This window comes from Mucilaginibacter sp., assembly GCF_025362475.1.
Lineage (GTDB): Bacteria > Bacteroidota > Bacteroidia > Sphingobacteriales > Sphingobacteriaceae > Mucilaginibacter.
Genome location: NZ_JANYGH010000016.1, coordinates 95,800 through 112,891, shown reverse-complemented (window position 1 = coordinate 112,891; position 17,092 = coordinate 95,800). Strand labels below are relative to the sequence as shown.

The window sequence follows — 17,092 nt, the reverse complement described above, 5'->3', positions numbered from 1 at the left end:
CTTACCTCAAAATAGTTACATACCCTGTAAATTTTTGGCCGCCGTTTACTTTGGTATCTACAATAAAGTAATATACACCGACCGGTACAGGTTGCCCATTAGATTTTCCATCCCACGGGACGCCATAGCCCTTTGAATGAAATAGTTGAGTGCCGTATCGGTTATATACATCAACAGTTGAATTTTCAAAAGCTATCAGGCCAGCTATCTCCCAGGTATCGTTTTTCCCATCTCCGTTAGGAGAAAAAGCATTGTTCACAAATAATTGCGGTGATACTATGATATGTGTAGTATCAGCGGTTGTACATCCCAAAGCATCTGTTACCACAAGTGTATAGGTGCGATCTATATCCCCCGTTATAACCGGATTTTTAACATTAACATCACTGATATTAATATTAGGACTCCATAAATAGGTAACTGTTTCATCACTTACATTTACATTTGGATGTAGTGTAATAGTTTTATCCTTTAAAACATACCGTACATGTTCTGTAGTTAATGCCGGCGGACCAAAAAACGTTATTTTTACAAAATCAGATGGTGTAAAACATTGACCAGAATTGTTAACGTTGAATGTTAATACAACAGATCCATTTTTTTTATCATTGTCACCTGGCAAATAAACAGCGTTAGGTTGATTTCCCGATTCAAATTTACCATCGCCTGAGGATGTTGTCCAGAAGCCGCTTGCGCCAGGTACAAGTATTTTACCAGCCAAAGGTATACGGGTATCCTGCGAACAAACATCTATATTAGGAGGGCCTGCATCGGCACCAGGTTCCTGTCCATAAGTGATAACCAGGCTGGAGGAGCTTATTGTACAATCATCTTTACTTGTTGATGATAAGGTTATAATAACCGAACCTGCTGCTTTTTCTTCTTGTGTTGGTATATATTGCACATTATCAACCTGGGTAGCGAATGGCAAAAACTTGCCCTTAGGATTGCTGGATGTCCATACACCAGTTGTTGTACCGCCTGTTACCGAGCCGGTAAGTGCAATGGATGTTACTGCAGTACAAACAAGACGAGGCCCATCAGCCTTTGCTACCGGTGGCTGGTTTACCTGTACAGTAACAGGGCTGCCATCGCTTGTACAACCGCCTACCGTAACAAATAGATTATACGTTCCTGCAGTTGCCTCTGACGCGGGAATATTGGGATTTTGAGATGTTGATGAAAATCCGTTCGGCCCTGTCCACATATAGGAAGCCCCGTTTATTGGAGGAGTATTTAATTGTATTGTACTTCCCACACAAATAGGAGAATTGCTGTTGGCAATAGGAACATCCGGCTTTGGATTTATAATTACAGTGTGCGTAAAAGGTAACCCAGTGCACCCATAAGCAGTTGGTGTTATAATATAAGTAACCCTAATAGCTGTGTTGGTTGTGTTAGTTAAAGCTTCATCTATCAAAGGCCCAGTATTAGTAGCTGCTGGGTTGCTTATGCCTGCTACAGCCTTTCGCTGCCATTCAAATGTTGCCGTTGGCACATTTGATGTTATAGTATACCCCTGAGGAGTATTACTGCAGCTTGACGATAACGCATTACTTGTTATATTAATCTGCGGGTAAACAGTTACCACCCGGTTAAATGGTATTCCGTCGCAATCGTTTGTTTTATAATTAATAATATAGGTAGCATCCAGTGGGGCGTTAGTTGTATTAAATAAAACCTCCCGTATGGTTTCTGCTGCCTGGCCAGACACTGCCACATTACTTATCCCAGGTATCGCAGCCCTGCTCCAGCTAAATCTTGTTGTAGGAGTATTGAATTTTATGACATAATTATCAGTAGTACCATAACAAACATCATCTTGTGCCGAACTGGTAACAGTTGGTGTTGGATAAACAGTTACCACATAATTCACAGGAGTTCCTATACAATCGCCATTAATGGGGGTTATCGCATAAGTTACATTTATTAAATTAGGTGTGGTGTTAATTAATGTTTCCGTAATAGCATTGGATGTTTGAGCGGATACCGCAGGATTACTGATACCTGGCACCGCTGAACGCTCCCATTGGAACGTGGCTGATGGAAGATCTGCGGTAATAATATAGTTTAATGGATTGCTGCTGCAAACAAAATCAAATAATGAACTGGTTATATTGGGTACTTGATTAACCTGTACAACTACCTTTTTCATAGCACTTACACACTGCCCAATCACACTCTGTACTGTGTAAAACGTAGTAGTGGTTAGTGGTGTGGTTTGTAAAGTATTACCAACAGCTACTGGCTGTCCGGTTTCATTAAACCACTGGTATGTACCGGGCGAACCACTGGCAATAATTTGCGCTGTACCGCCGCTGCAAATAGTAACAATATCTGATGCTAAAACAGGCGTTGGTGGTATATCATAAACTGTTACAGTTACAGGAGTTCGTGGGCTGGTTAATCCATTAAATGTTGTTTCTACATAATAAGTAGTGGTTGCCGTAAGCACCGGGGTTTGGAAATTAGGATCTGAACGAAGACTACTCCCACCTGTAGCATCCTTATACCAGTTATATGTGCCACCAGGTGCAGTTGCTTTTAAAATGGTGCTAGTTCCTGCGCAAATCCCGGCTGGCTTCACGGTTGGCGCCGGGGGCATATTATTAAATACAATAGTTACTAAAGCGGATTTGCGCTGGCAAGGACCTGGCGGGTTATTTGATAAAAAGGTCAACTGCACATTGCTCTCTCCTAATGCCGGAGTATATACGGCATGTGGATCATTCACATCGGAGAAACTACCTGCTCCACCTGACCATGTTCCGGTAGCCCCGCTTATAATTCCCTCTAATGTAACCGGGGTATTTATCGGAACATTCCTATTGGCCCCCGCACTTACTCTAACTGGTTCATCAATAGTTATAGGTGATGATGAAAATACCCCGGCAAAATTACCACTTGGTGGTATGGTGCTTGTTATCGAATAGGTTCCGGATTTACTATTTGCAAGATCTATTTCGCCTGTGTTTTTATTTGCAAAAACCAAGCCGACCGGAGTAGCAGTAAAAACACCTGCACTTGCGCCCGGCAGAAAGCTTGGCAAAGGATTTACACCATCTCTGCAAATCGGAGTATTATATGTAAAATCTGTCTTGGGCATATCAGAAATAGTAATACTACTGGTGTAGGCACCCGAGCAGGCACCACTACTGGTAAGTGTAACACTATAGGTGCCTGGTGCACTTGCACTAATATTAATTTGACCGGTACTATTATTTAAAAAAACTATACCAGCAGGCGCAGCACTAAAAACATCATCCGTCGTAGGATTAAGAATGGAAGGTGTGGGGTTTGCTCCTGTGGTTGCTACGGTGCCTGAGGGATATTGAAACCTTGTGCTGGTAACGTCCATAATTACATTTATAGCTTTGCGCGTGCTGCTACATGTACCCGATACATTTTCAACATAATATGTTGTATTATTATATAATAAGGGGGTTGTATATGCGTTTCCTGTGTAAATTGAAGAGCCGCCTGTTGGTACATCATACCATTTAATGGTTTGTCCTGCAGGAACACTTGCTGAAAGATTTGCTTTATTACCCGGACAAATTGTGACATCGGAACCCACAATTGGCTCGTTTGGCAAAGGGCTAACAATTACATTAGCAATAGCCCGTTGGCTTGTGCAACCATTTACAGTAACTTGTACATAATAACTGGTATTGGCTGTTAGCGCCGGTGTGTTAAATATGCTACCGGCATTCACCAGATTTCCACCTGCATCATACCACATGTAGTCTCCATTTGCGCCTGTTGCTGTTAGTGTTGCTGAATTACCGGCGCAAGTAGTTGCATCATGCGTTAAAGGTGTAGGTATTTGTCCAAAAACAGGAATTTCAACAACCGTTCTGGGACTTGTACATCCTCCAATCGTTGTTTGAACATAATAAGTAGTTGTATTAGTTAATGGCGGTGTAGTAAACTTGCCATTTTCGGTAGTTGGCAATGCATTATTATCTGTAGCAGTTTTAAACCATTGGTAAATACCACCAGGGGACGTAACTGTTAGTTCTGCGGATGATCCATAACAGGTAATTGGCGGGGTCAATACAGATGGAGCCAAAACCGGGGGTGATACAATAACATTTACTGGACTCAGGGCACTGCTGCATCCGGCATTAATTGTCATTACATAATAAGTAACATCATGAGTTAATACAGGTGTATCATAAGTGTTTCCCTGTTTCAAAAAATGCTTCCCACCTGCATCCGCATACCATTGATAGATAACGGTTGTTGCACCCACATTGAGGTGTGCACTGCTATTATAACATGCATTCACAGTTTGTTGTGCCGGCGCTGCCGGCATGGGGTTTACAGTTACCGTAACCGGAACCCTGGAACTTTCACAGTTATTTAAAGAAGTTTGTACATAAAAAGTTGTATTAGCGGTAAGCGGCTGTGTTGTATAATCCGGGCTTGATATCAATGGTGTTCCTCCAGACGGAGTATTATACCATTCAACAACACCAGCAGGTGTAGTAGCATGTAAAGTAATTACAGATCCGGCACATATTGCAAGATTATTACCTGTAATCGTAGGTACCGTTGGTGCGGCAGTTACCGTAGCGGTAACTGCCGTACGCTGACTAACACAGCCGTTTACATCCGCCTCCACATAATAAGTCACCGTATTTGTTAATGCGGCAATTGATAACGTTGGCCCTGTATTTATTGCATTTGTTGAACTAATTGAAGTGTACCACCTAAAATTATCACCTCCGCTTACAGATAATGTAACAGGAGTTCCATAGCATGCCTGAGCATTCTGAGTTACAGGTCTGCTTGCAACATTGATGACAACTGAAGTTCTTAAACTTGTACACCCTCCAACTGTTGCTTCCACATAAAATACTGTACCCCCTCTAATAGGATCTGTATCATAAGTTGGACCGCTATGAAACGAGTTGCCGCCCGTAGGCTGGGTATACCATTGATAGGAATCTGCGGGCGTAGTTACTTCAAGATGCGCACTATTTCCCTGGCAAACGATACCGCCGCCTTTAACACCTGGCGCGCTTGGTGTTGGTGTTACATTAATGGTGATATCGTTATGAGCAACACATCCCGAAACTTTATCAGTAATTGTTATTGTATACTTACCTGCTTTATTAACATGTATAGGATTAATTGTTTCACCTGTGCTCCAGGCATAGTTATACGAACCAGATCCTCCAGTAGGTACAGCAGTTAATGCAAGGGTATTGCCAGCACAAATTGCCGGCTCAGAAGATGAAATACTTACATTTAACGTACATGACTGACTATAACCTCGCAGCGGAATTGATAACAAATAAAAAATAAATATAAGTAAGCGGCTCTTCATTAACCTTAGTATCTTTTTAGTTTTTAGCTTTTTTGATATCAGGTCAAGGTGTACTTTACTCAAAAAAAAGAGTATATAATTTTACAACCATTGACACGTTGTCTTAAACATCGTTGTAAAATAATCAGGTACCCCTTCTACGTAAAAATACGATTTTGGTTTGTTGATATTCATTAATTTTGCTTTAATTAATTGACATTCAGCCATATTATTTCAATAATTAATTGATAAAAAAAAAACCGGCTATTTTTAACCGGTTTTTTAATCAATTAATTATTAAGCAAAGCTTATTAATGGTTTTTAGTGACCTTAATCCAATCAACTAACATTTTTGCCTTATTTGCTTTAATAAGGTTGACTGTAGAAGCGGGCATTCCGTTATAAGGTTCAGTTACACCGTTTATTTTTGCCGGGTAAGCACCACCTAAGGCGTAATTTAAGATAAGATATTTTTTATTGTCAAAGGCCCATTTACCATAATGTTCAGCCATATGCCGGTTTACTCTGAACATCAACTTTCCATCATATTTAAAATCAAGGTTATCGGGTGTCCAATCAACAGCATAAACATGCCAATGCGTAACATCATTTTTAATATCAAAATATTGCCTGTTTACAAAAGGTGTTTCACCACTATATCCCGGCCCGTGTACGGCCGCGCTAACCCAATCCTTCTCACCTACATATTCCATTATATCTATTTCGCCGGTTTGGGGCCACATACCATTGCCCAGTATCCACCACGCAGGCCAAAGTCCCGAACCATCTGTCAACTTAATTCTTGCTTCAGCCGTGCCGTACATAAAATCAAATTTATTGCGCGTATTTATCCTGCCCGATATAAAATCGAAATTCTGTCCATCCTTAGTTTTAAAACCAGGCACCGATTGTGGACGCAACACTAAAGCTCCGTTTTTAGCACCTTCCGCTGCGGCTCCGCTCACTATAAATATGGTAGAAGCGGTATCTACATATGCCTGTAACTCATTGTTAACATGCATCCCGGTTACCTCAACATTCCATTTGTTACGATCAAGTTTATTGCCAGTGAAATCGTCAAAAAAGATAACTCCATTCCCTGTTTTTATAGTTTTCGATTTTTTTTGAGCCAAACACACCCGCGATAGTGCAAAAGTGAGACAAAGGAAAAGCATGAAACAATACTTGCATTTTTGATAATTCATATATAATTGCGATTAAAGATAACAGTAGGTATTCAGTTGTTTTTATTTGTTTTTTTAATGAGATCAATATATCACAAATTTCATCCAACTCATAAAATAATAAGCCTTAATTAGTTGGTACAATACATTTCAATGAACGCTTTTAACGCCCTTGATTGAGGTATATTTTTCCTGAACGCTAATACAGTTGTCATGGTTCCAAGTTCCTTATTTATGGCAAACGTAGTTAATTTTCTGCCGGCGTAATATTGGTCAATAAGCTCGGTTGGTAAAATGCTGATGCCGAGATCCGCTTCAACAAAGTTGATGATACCTTCAAGGGAATTTACCACGATACTTTTATAATTAATAATCCCCTTTGCGCTAAGCCATGATTCGAGCCGGGCTCTAAAAATGCAGCCCTGATCAAACACAATTATTTTAAGCGGATGATTTGCCAGAATCTCTTCAAGTTTAAATCGCCGGGCGGATGCAAGGATAACCAGTTGTTCTTCCTTAATGTGGATCTGCTCCAGTTCCGGCGAGTTGATAGGGCCTGATACAAAGGCTGCATCAAGCTTATAATTAATCACATCGCTGATGAGGCCGTGGCGCATTTCTGATTTAAACTCCATTTCCACATCGGGATAAGCATTTGAAAACTTGTTTAAAATATCGGGCACCTTAAGGGCCATAGTAGTTTCAATGCAACCAATTTTAAGCTGCCCGGTAATTTGGTTGGCTTTCATGATATCCTTTTTGGCTTCATCAACCAGGTGGCTGATCTGCTTGCAGTAATGCATTAAGGTTTCACCGGCGCTTGTGAGTGTAACCTTACGGGAAGAACGTGTAAAAAGATCTGCTCCAAATTCTTCCTCAAGATTTTTAATACGGGCAGTAACATTTGATTGAACGGTAAACATGGCTTCTGCAGCTTTTGTAAAGCTCCCATTAAAAGCAACAGCCTCAAATATTTTCAGGTCGTGTGTATTCATAAATCACTAATTATGATCAATAATATCTTTATTAATCGTTTTCAATAATCAAATATCAGTATTAGTTTTGATGAAGCAAATAAAATACATGAAAACAATTCACATGTCGTTAATAATGTTGACTTTAAGTATAAGTTCACTTAATAGCCAGCTCTCGGCCCAAACTAAAAACTCAAAAAAACAAACCATGGAAACCAATTCAGTTTATTACCGCAACATTAAAGTGAAAGGCTTGAACATTTTTTATAGAGAAGCCGGACCCAAAGAAGCCCCAACCATACTTTTACTACATGGGTATCCTACATCATCGCACATGTTCAGGAACCTGATTCCCATTTTAAGCAAGCAATACCATGTTATAGCTCCGGATTTGCCGGGCTTTGGTTATTCTGATGCACCAGCTCATGATCAGTTTGAATACACTTTTGATAATCTGGCTAACACCATGCAATCATTTATTGATGAATTAGGACTTAAGCGCTTTGCTATTTATGTATTTGATTACGGTGCCCCAACCGGTTATAGGCTGGCATTGGCAAATCCCGAAAAAATTACCGGCATTATATCTCAAAACGGTAATGCATATGAAGAGGGTTTAAGCACCGGATGGAACCCGATACAAAAGTATTGGCAAAATCCAACACAGGAAAACAGGGATGCACTTAAAGAATTTGTATCAAAAGAAGCAACGTGGTATCAATATCATGAAGGGGTAGCTGACCCATCATTAATAGCTCCAGAATCTTATACCTTAGATCAGCATTTTTTAGATCGGCCGGGAAATATCGATATTCAATTAGACCTGTTACTGAACTATCGCACTAACGTTGCTTTGTATCCAAAATTCCAATCATATTTCAGGGAATATAAACCAAAGTTGCTGGCTGTTTGGGGAAATAAGGATCCATTTTTCCTGCCAGCGGGTGCAGAAGCTTATAAGCGCGATGATCCAAATGCTACAGTTAAGTTTTACAATACTGGTCATTTCGCACTTGAAACCAATGTTGCCGAAATTGGCAATGATATTTTAAACTTCTTAGCGGAGCTGCCAAAGTAAACTGAATAAAGGGAGTATAAAAAAGGGGGATATTATCTAATGATACATCCCCCTTTTTAGTTTACTATCAACTAAACCGCGTCAGATAGCGAGCTGAATGTAAAGTCTCTGATCTTCATAGGTGGTATCAGGTAACTCCTGTAACTTTCCACACTGATGCTACGCTCTTGTTTACCCAAAGCTTCAAGGTTATTAAGCATGATAACCGGGCTTTCATTAAAGCGGAAGTTTTTTACCGGGAACTTGATCTTGCCATTCTCGATATAGAATGTACCATCACGGGTAAGTCCTGTTAAGAGTAATGATTGCGGATCAACCATTCGGATGTACCAAAGGCGGGAAACCAATATCCCTCTTTCGGTGCTTTTAATCAAATCCTCAATACTGGCATCGCCGCCATCCATAATGATATTACCAGGACCGGGCATTGGTTTTACACCTTTTTTATCGGCCCAGTACCGCGAATAACTCAAATTTTTCACCACGCCTTTGTCTATCCACATTGTCTTTTCACGCGGCAGTCCGTCACCGCTCCATGTTGATGACGGTAGTTCGGGATTAAATGGGTCCGAATAAATGTTCACTTTAGAGTCTAGCAGTTGTTCACCCAAACGGGTACCTCCACCCTTCTTACTTAAAAAACTGCGTCCTTCTTCCGCACTACGTGCGTCAAAACGGAACATGTTCTCCAGCATGTAAGTAGCCGCAACAGGTTCCAGTATTACTGTATATTTTCCTGGTTCAATAGCTTTTGCACCTGATGAGCTCTGGCATTTACCAGCGGCCACCTTGGTAGCAGTAAAAGTATCCAGCTTTTTTACATCAGTGAAGCCTTTTGCAGCATAGCCCGAAGCTGTACCAGCCTCATTACGTGTAGTTACAGAAAAAGTAACATCGTTACCTTTATTGTAGGCAAATAATCCTTTTGAATTCATCATCGCATTAAAGCTTGTTGAATTTTCAAGGAAACCAGCGGCAGTTAGCTTAGCTTCTTTGGTAACTGATAAGCTTTTGGCCACCAATTCTGCGCGGCTATCAGGCGTCATGCCTGCGGTATTTGCATTGTATGTAATAGAATCGGGGAAATCATGAGGACCCAACATCGGCATGTATTCCGGGTTGGCCGGGGCTAACTGCGCAAGTTCTTCTGAACGGCGCACTACCCTTTCCAGGGCGGCATCATCAAACTCATCAATGGTGGTTGTGCCTGCTTTCTTTCCAAAAACAGAGGTTACTGCTAATCCGATAGTACTAATATCACCTGCTGTAGATACAGCGTTTAATGCGTACCTGATGTTGCCGCCTTCGCTTCCGTTAAGGGTTACTTCGCATTCTTCGGCTTTTGAATAGGCAAGCACTTTCTTTAATAAAGCATGTGCTTCTTCTTTATTTAATATTGGCATAATTCAATTATCCGATCTTTCTTTTAGTATTAATTACATTAACTCCCTTAAACAGCGCTGTTGATGCGCCATGTGATACCGCGCTTGATTGTGCAGGCTGCCCTTTACCATCATTAAAAGCACCGCCTAAACGATAATCGCGTTCATCGCAAACCTGTGTGCATGAATTCCAAAACTCCTGCGTATTGGCCTGGTAAGCTACATCATTAAGCATACCCGCTATTTTCCCTTCTTTGATCTCATAAAAAAGCTGACCACCAAACTGGAAATTATAGCGCTGCTGATCTATCGAGAAAGAACCATCGCCAATAATGTAAACACCTTTTTCTACATTTTTGATCATTTCATCAACACTTAAAGGCGTTTTCCCCGGCTGCAGGGAAACATTTGGCATACGCTGAAATTGTACGTCCTGCCAACTTTGCGAGTAGCAACATCCCTGCGATTCGTTTAAACCAATGATATGCGCCTGGTCACGGATAGCCTGGTAATTAACCAAAACACCATCTTTAATGATATCCCATTTTTTACATTTTACTCCTTCATCATCATAACCTACCGCACCTAATGAGCCTACCTGGGTTTTATCGCCCACAATATTTACCGCCTTACTGCCAAAGTTAAACTTGCCAGATTTCCATTTATCCAACGTAAGGAAACTGGTACCGGCAAAATTAGCCTCGTAGCCCAAAACGCGGTCAAGCTCGGTTGGGTGACCAACGGATTCGTGAATAGTTAACCACAAATGTGATGGATCAAGAACCAGGTCGTATTTACCGGGCTCAACAGACTTTGCTTTTAACTTTTCGCCGGCCTGTTTGGTCGCAAACTTCATATCCTCAATCATGTCGTAGCGCTTTTTGTAGCGGGTAGTTACACCCAAAACTTTTTCGCTTTCCAAGGGATCAAGATACTCATAGCCCATTCCAACAGGCGAGCTTAATGATCGGCGGGTTTCAAATGATCCCGCTGTAGGATCTATTTTAGTTACCGTAAAACTTGGATAAAGCCGGTGAACATCCTGATCGATATAAGAACCATCTGTTGAAGCAAAATACTTTTGCTCGTTAACCGCAAACATGATGGAATTTACAAAGTTGGCCCCACCTGCCATAGCTACTCCATTTGCGTTTAACAATAAATCTACCTTTTCTTTAATAGGCACTTCAAACGCGTTTTTTGTTAAAGGTGTTTTCCAGTTAACCTCGCCATAACCTTTTTGAGGGGCAAGCTGTACTGGTGCGCCGCCAATTTTAGCGTTAGCCTTAGCTACCGCCACAGCTTTTAAAGCGGTTTTGGCCATACCCTCTTTGGTTACATCATTGGTTGCCGCAAAACCCCAACATCCATTGGCGATAACACGGATACCTATCCCGTATGATTCGGTATTGGCTACATTGAGCACCTTGTTTTCGCGGGTAACCACAAACTGGTTAAGATAGCGGCCAATGCGCACATCGGCATATGATGCACCGTTTGATTTAGCTGTGTTTAAAGCCACATCGGCAAGTTCTTTTTTGATTTTTACATCAACGCCTTCCAGCGCCTGCAAAGGATCAATCGTTTTACCAAGCGCGTTCATGCCGGGCAACATCATTGCTCCGGCCCCCATGCCTGTTAAATAAATAAAGTCACGTCTTCTCAAAGTATATTCCTCCTTTTAGTATTTAATAGCTACAAAAATTTAGCCTCGACCCACAAATACACAAAGGCTATCAAAAGCAAAACATAAAAATATATTTTACTTACAGCAATCGTGATTTTTTCGTGTATCTGTTTCGTTACATTTAAACTAATTGCATTTTTAGTAATGTAGGCTTTCGTATCTGCCAGCCTCCTCAATGTGCGGATAATTTTCCAGTCGTCATCTTTGTATATATAAAACCAGTTTAAAAGTCCGTTAGCTTGTTTTACTGACTGCCATCCGGACACCTGCGGCCTATAACTAACACGCCATTCAAAAGGCATGAGGCTATTTTGTAACGGGGCTATGTCAGCCTCGCCAATTTTTATTGATGAAGGATTTGTAGCGGTTTCCAATTGTAGCTGAACCGGATTTGACAACGATGGTATGGCCGATAATATACTCCAATGCTCGGCCACCGGTGTAGCCCGTGCAGCCTTAGTGATCAATAACGACCATAAGTTGGCATAGTCGTTTTTATTGCCATTCAGCACCCAGCTAAAGGTATTATTTAAAGGCGTAAATACTAACTTTCCGGCACCTGCTAATATACTGGCAGCTAAAATACGCCCATGCTCATCGCTTACCAATGATTGGGTATTATTTTGACTGCTAATGTACACCATGCCCGCGTTTAATTTGGCAAACTTTACTGTTTTACCTTGCGATATAAGCGATACAGGTAACGGATCTTTTCCCGCCAACCTATCAGAAGGAAAATCGCGTTGCAGCCATGAGTTTGAACGTTGAGTACTATCGGCCCTAATAACTACACCTAAACCTTTTTGGGTTACCGCCTGCTGTAATACAGCGGCATCTGCCCCATTAAGCGTTTTTAGCACCGCTAAATCTCCAATTAAAACATCAAAATGGCCAAGCAACGAAGCAGAAAGATGATCAAGTGAAAACTGCTGCATGTTAATAAACTCTTTGTTGAATTTATCTTTGCTAATGGCGGAGCGAACAGCAATGGAATAGCCTTTTTCAGATAACCAATTCTTTAGAAACCTAATTTCAAAATCGGGCGATGCGGTTAATATCAATACTTTTAAAGGTTTTACCGGCTCTATTTGTACGGGAATAGTTTCCCTTTCAATAGTATCCGTTCCTGCAATAGCCAGTAAACGATATATGTTATTTCCAGCGCTTTTAGGTATAGTACTCAGGTTAAATGAGCTCAACGTATCTGTTCCTATGCTAATTGAGTCCAAACCAGTACTTAATCCCTTCAGTATAAGTTTTATTTTTTTTGCAGATGAATTTCTAAAGCTCCCCTGGATGTTTAATTCTTCACCAATCTTTAGTTTTTCATTCCAGCTAATGGTGGTAATTCCATCATAAACCGGCACCTGATTTAAATTGAATATAACAGGTAAATGGTTTAATTGCTGCAGATCTTCCGCGTATAAACCATTGCCTAAAATTCGTAACCGGCTTATTTTAAAATCATTTACTAAATCATCTACATTATTTAACAATACCGCTTTATGGATAGTGTTTTTTATATCCTTGTTTAGGGTAAATAGCTTTTCTGCACTATATAGGTTCAAGCTATCCGTGTTTAATCCCTCTGTTAACAACACAGCTTCGCTATTATCCTGTTTGGCAATATCAGCGTGATAAGTTATCGGTAAGGCAATACAGGCAATTGCAACAACTACTGCAACAACCGCGATAATACGCTGCAATAAACGCGCTTTATTACCGCGTGCATATTCCTTCCATACCACAAAAAACGCCAGTAAAATGCAAGTAATGATAACGCCAGTGTTCCAGTTCATTTGCAGCTATCGGTTTAAACGGTTAAGGTTTTTATAATATTCCTGCGATAAGCCCATATCTATAGAATTTTGAGTGGATGCAGGCGTTTTTTGAGGTGGCGATAAGGTTTTTTGAATTGCCCTTTCAACTAATGCTATATCATACAATTTAACATTCGCCTGCTTTGATAATATCCTGCGCATGGCACTTAATGCCGATAAATAAATGCCCGGTTGAGCCGACGCCTTTAAGCTAATTTGTTGGTTTGCAAGCGCCAACACATGTTCATCTAATTCATTTAATTGTGGTTTAACTTTTAGCTGCTCCAATATTGCCACTGCTTTTTTCAAATTTTCAAATTGATCTGTTCCCGGTTTAATATCCTGTTTATATGCTGGTTCAGTAATTTTCGACAAATCGCCGCTCAAGCGTTTCTCCAATTTCAATGGCGGGGGATTGTAGGAAGTTTTGGCCACATACATTCTTGATTTTTGCTGAAGGTCTTTTAGCAGGCGCAATGCTTTATATTCAAATGGCAAAGCTTCCTGTGGTTTGTACAGCCTCAATTGTAACTCAGCTTTCCACATTTCGGTTAGGGTTGCTTTCAACTGTTTTTTCAATTCAGGATCAAAAAACTGGGCGTCCTCTGCATTATCGTGCTTATCGGTGTATTTATCCAATATTACAGCCGCGTTTCCGTAGTTATTGATATCGCCAACAGGATCGTTCTTTTCGTCAGCCGGATTGATATCCGATTCAGATTCCTCTCCCAAAAACTTACCATAGCGCAGGCGAAGTAATTTTTGGTCAACCCCAAGATCATTGCTCCTGTTATTGAATTTCTGTGTGCTAACACTGTCCTTGTCTTTTAATAGCTTTTCTGTATCGAGGATGATCTGCCGCTCACTCCTGAAAAACTCAGGTTTTTGATTTACCCCACTCAGCATGCCATCCATACTTAATAGTTGCGCTGTATCCTGTATAGATACCGTATAAACATCCGTTCTGCTTTGCTGCTGACGGGTATCAGTTGCCTGAATATAAAAATAAAGCTCATCGCCGGGTTCCATATCCAATGTTTGAAGGTTGACCAATTTTTGCAGATTATACTGCGATTGATGACCACTGAACGACGTAGAAAAATCAAGCTTATATTCTTTAAACTTAACCGCTTCACCGCTGCCTTTAGCTACAGTGGCAAAAATAAGGGCATTGCCTACACCATAATCATCGTTGATAGCGGCATCAATACTTATCTTCCTGGCCTCTCCGGCATCTATGTAGGTGTATTGTTTTGGCGATTTAATATGAATTACCGGCGGCTGATCTGTTATTACCTGCACCTGGTACAGATCAGAAAGTTTACCATCCACATTTACCTGGTAAAACCCTGGTTTGGTGATTTGCTTTTGGGCTTGCCATTGGATTTTTCCAGTGCTTAAGCTTTTTAAAGTAATTATTTCTTTATCATTGAATAGTAGCAAAACCTGCTTTACAGCAACATTGGTAGTTATTTTCCAGGTTACGGTTGCACCATCTTCTACATTTAAGGTGAATTTATCCTGCTCACGTTTGGTTTTACCTGTATAAGCCGGTGGATTGACAGTTACATTCACGGCCGAGATTTCGGGCAATATAATTTCAGGAACTTTGGACTTTTCTGAAGATATGGCAAGGTGATTAGCAATGGAAACCAATGAATGGTGCTTTCTTGCCAGCCAATTTATACCTAAAGCAACGATTAGTAAAAGTAACGCCAGTTTAATTCGCTTTAAAAATGAAGGATGTGATTGCGGTATTTGCTGCAAATAACCTTCCACTTTTGCCAGTTGTAATCTTTCGAGCAGGTTTAGCTCATCGCCCGATTTTAAGACCAGGCTACTGCTTTCTTCCAGTTCCGGGTAATGCTGATCAAGAAAGTTAGAAATAACTCCATCTTTTACCATCCACGATTTCCGCACGAATAACAGAATCAACATGCTTAAAACAAATAAAAGCAATACCCAAAGTTCGGAAGCTCGAAATACATCAGTTACCAGAGCGCTTACGATGACAGAAAAAGCAACAGCAAAAAGTACATCAGCAATTAACTGACTGCCGATGTACCATTTGCGAATTGCACCAATTTTATATAGGCCTGTGCGCTTATCCATTTACTGGTAGTAGTTTGTTTTTGTGGGCCATCCATCTTTCAATTAAAAATAACAAGATTAATGTTAGCCAGAAATAATGCGATAGATCTGTTTGTATCTTTTTCTTCTCTGAACTGGAATTTTGGGTAGACCAAATAATATTTGGCAGTAATTGCCGACGATCTAAAACCCTACGATCGTTTATATTAAATATTTTATAATCAGAGTTATATACAACTAACCTCATCAATAACTTTGCAAAATTATCATCCCAAACCATGTCATTCCATGCAGGATTAAAGCGGGAATAAAAGTGATACGCCATTACGCTCCCATTTTTATTCATACTTAAAACCGGGTTGCCATATCCATCAACCCAAATGGGTTGCCTGTTTAAAGCATCATTTTTTATCAGCTTATATAATGCAGGCTTTCCGTTTTGGCCGGCCAATGCAATAGGATCATTTGTTTTTATCCAGGATGCAGTATTGCTTACTTTGCCCGGCTCATAACTTAATATGCGGGCAGTTTTCTGTAGACTGCTCTTATCAATGGCCTTTTCTGACAACCAAAAAAGCCAGTCATTCCCTATTGGTAATTTTCCCGGGTCATTAAATTGTTTAATAACAATTTTACGCTGCGTGAAACTGCTTATTGCTAACAGGGCCGATTTTAAGTAAGCAACATCAGCATCATACTTATCGCTATAAATTGCTATCCTTAAAACGGAGGTATCAATAGCAACAGGAAGCTGCGTGCTGTTTTTTAAACTTATAAGTGGATCACCTTTTTTTACATTCACCATAAAAGGCGAGTTGGGGTCCCCCGCTGATTTAATCATGTAATTTGTAAAATAAGTTCCCGAAGGCTTACTGCTACCTTTAACAACTTTAATTGCATTATCATTGGTAAACCACACGCTTTCAATCCAGGTGCTTAATGAATCTGCCGGAGTGTAGGTTTGCCAATGCAGGTTGAGCGATACAGATGGTTTATTACCGTTAAAATATCTTACCTGATTTGGCGTAAACAAATATACAGGAACAGTGGCAGGCAGTTGATTATTTAAGTGAGCTACTAAATTCCAGTAGTTTGTTACTTTAAATGTATCTCTTAAAACTTTATCAATGAGAATCTTATTTAAATTAACTTTTTCAAAACCTTTATTTAAATAACGAAACTCATAGCCAGCTTTGATTAACGAATCAATAGATATTTTATACTTACCATAACTTTCATTTATGTTCTCTTTGGGAATAAGTATCCAGCCTTTTGTTTTGCCTGATGAAAGATATTGCCGCCAAATGGGTGCCGCTAACAGCAAAGCAAGTATCGATAACAAGAGACATCGAACCAGGAACAGAGGAATATCATTCAGCTTAAAACTGCGGCTGCTTTTTTGGGCAGCAGCGGTTATAAGTGCTATGCTTCCAACTTTTAAAGTTTTACCGGGTTTTATATTCCACAGGTGAACAATTACCGGGATGCTTATCGCGGCAATACCAAACAACCATATGGGATTTAAAAACTGCATTTGTATAATATTTTGTAGCGATGGGTTT

General features: G+C 40.3%; 9 protein-coding genes. 1 reads left to right on the top strand and 8 read right to left on the bottom strand.

Annotated features, from left to right (window positions below; all coding sequences use genetic code 11):
- Nucleotide 1: 1 nt before the first annotated feature.
- The 3 genes from Q0R88_RS06230 to Q0R88_RS06220 form a co-directional block, all read right to left on the bottom strand.
- Nucleotides 2-5,335, bottom strand: a complete 5,334-nt coding sequence (locus Q0R88_RS06230) for a PKD-like domain-containing protein (RefSeq protein WP_295713791.1) — start codon at nt 5,333-5,335, stop codon at nt 2-4.
- A 290-nt stretch (nt 5,336-5,625) separates the two neighbouring features.
- On the bottom strand, nt 5,626-6,489 hold the full coding sequence (locus tag Q0R88_RS06225) for a glycoside hydrolase family 16 protein (protein WP_295713788.1): 864 nt from the start codon (nt 6,487-6,489) through the stop codon (nt 5,626-5,628).
- A 140-nt stretch (nt 6,490-6,629) separates the two neighbouring features.
- The gene (locus tag Q0R88_RS06220) at nt 6,630-7,493 is read right to left on the bottom strand and encodes a LysR family transcriptional regulator (RefSeq protein WP_295713785.1); all 864 of its coding nucleotides are present in this window, start codon (nt 7,491-7,493) and stop codon (nt 6,630-6,632) included.
- Between the two features lie 187 nt (nt 7,494-7,680).
- Here Q0R88_RS06220 and Q0R88_RS06215 point away from each other — a divergent pair, with 187 nt between their 5' ends.
- Nucleotides 7,681-8,550: an alpha/beta hydrolase gene (locus Q0R88_RS06215; RefSeq protein ID WP_295713782.1), complete on the top strand. Its 870-nt coding sequence runs from the start codon at nt 7,681-7,683 to the stop codon at nt 8,548-8,550.
- 71 nt (nt 8,551-8,621) lie between these two features.
- On the opposite strand, the gene Q0R88_RS06210 is transcribed toward Q0R88_RS06215, so the two are convergent.
- Genes Q0R88_RS06210 through Q0R88_RS06190 form a run of 5 tightly spaced genes read right to left on the bottom strand, consistent with a single transcriptional unit; the run spans nt 8,622 to nt 17,064 of the window.
- Nucleotides 8,622-9,953, bottom strand: a complete 1,332-nt coding sequence (locus tag Q0R88_RS06210; protein WP_295713779.1) for a TldD/PmbA family protein — start codon at nt 9,951-9,953, stop codon at nt 8,622-8,624.
- A 7-nt stretch (nt 9,954-9,960) separates the two neighbouring features.
- Entirely contained in the window at nt 9,961-11,598 is a 1,638-nt protein-coding gene (locus tag Q0R88_RS06205; RefSeq protein ID WP_295713776.1) for a TldD/PmbA family protein, read from the bottom strand.
- A 29-nt stretch (nt 11,599-11,627) separates the two neighbouring features.
- Complete coding sequence (locus Q0R88_RS06200; protein WP_295713773.1) at nt 11,628-13,418, bottom strand: hypothetical protein; 1,791 nt, start codon at nt 13,416-13,418, stop codon at nt 11,628-11,630.
- 6 nt (nt 13,419-13,424) lie between these two features.
- Nucleotides 13,425-15,551, bottom strand: coding sequence for a DUF4175 family protein (locus Q0R88_RS06195; RefSeq protein ID WP_295713770.1), 2,127 nt, complete (start codon nt 15,549-15,551; stop codon nt 13,425-13,427).
- On the bottom strand, nt 15,544-17,064 hold the full coding sequence (locus Q0R88_RS06190) for a BatA domain-containing protein (protein WP_295713768.1): 1,521 nt from the start codon (nt 17,062-17,064) through the stop codon (nt 15,544-15,546). The genes Q0R88_RS06195 and Q0R88_RS06190 overlap by 8 nt, the downstream gene beginning before the upstream one ends.
- Nucleotides 17,065-17,092 lie beyond the last annotated feature (28 nt).

What these genes read in the sequence shown, in the direction of transcription:
- Q0R88_RS06220 (WP_295713785.1), bottom strand. Translation starts at nt 7,493, where the DNA reads ATGAATACACACGACCTGAAAATATTTGAGGCTGTTGCTTTTAATGGG.
- Q0R88_RS06215 (WP_295713782.1), top strand. Translation starts at nt 7,681, where the DNA reads ATGGAAACCAATTCAGTTTATTACCGCAACATTAAAGTGAAAGGCTTG.
- Q0R88_RS06200 (WP_295713773.1), bottom strand. Translation starts at nt 13,418, where the DNA reads ATGAACTGGAACACTGGCGTTATCATTACTTGCATTTTACTGGCGTTT.
- Q0R88_RS06195 (WP_295713770.1), bottom strand. Translation starts at nt 15,551, where the DNA reads ATGGATAAGCGCACAGGCCTATATAAAATTGGTGCAATTCGCAAATGG.
- Q0R88_RS06230 (WP_295713791.1), bottom strand. Translation starts at nt 5,335, where the DNA reads ATGAAGAGCCGCTTACTTATATTTATTTTTTATTTGTTATCAATTCCG.
- Q0R88_RS06190 (WP_295713768.1), bottom strand. Translation starts at nt 17,064, where the DNA reads ATGCAGTTTTTAAATCCCATATGGTTGTTTGGTATTGCCGCGATAAGC.
- Q0R88_RS06225 (WP_295713788.1), bottom strand. Translation starts at nt 6,489, where the DNA reads ATGCTTTTCCTTTGTCTCACTTTTGCACTATCGCGGGTGTGTTTGGCT.
- Q0R88_RS06210 (WP_295713779.1), bottom strand. Translation starts at nt 9,953, where the DNA reads ATGCCAATATTAAATAAAGAAGAAGCACATGCTTTATTAAAGAAAGTG.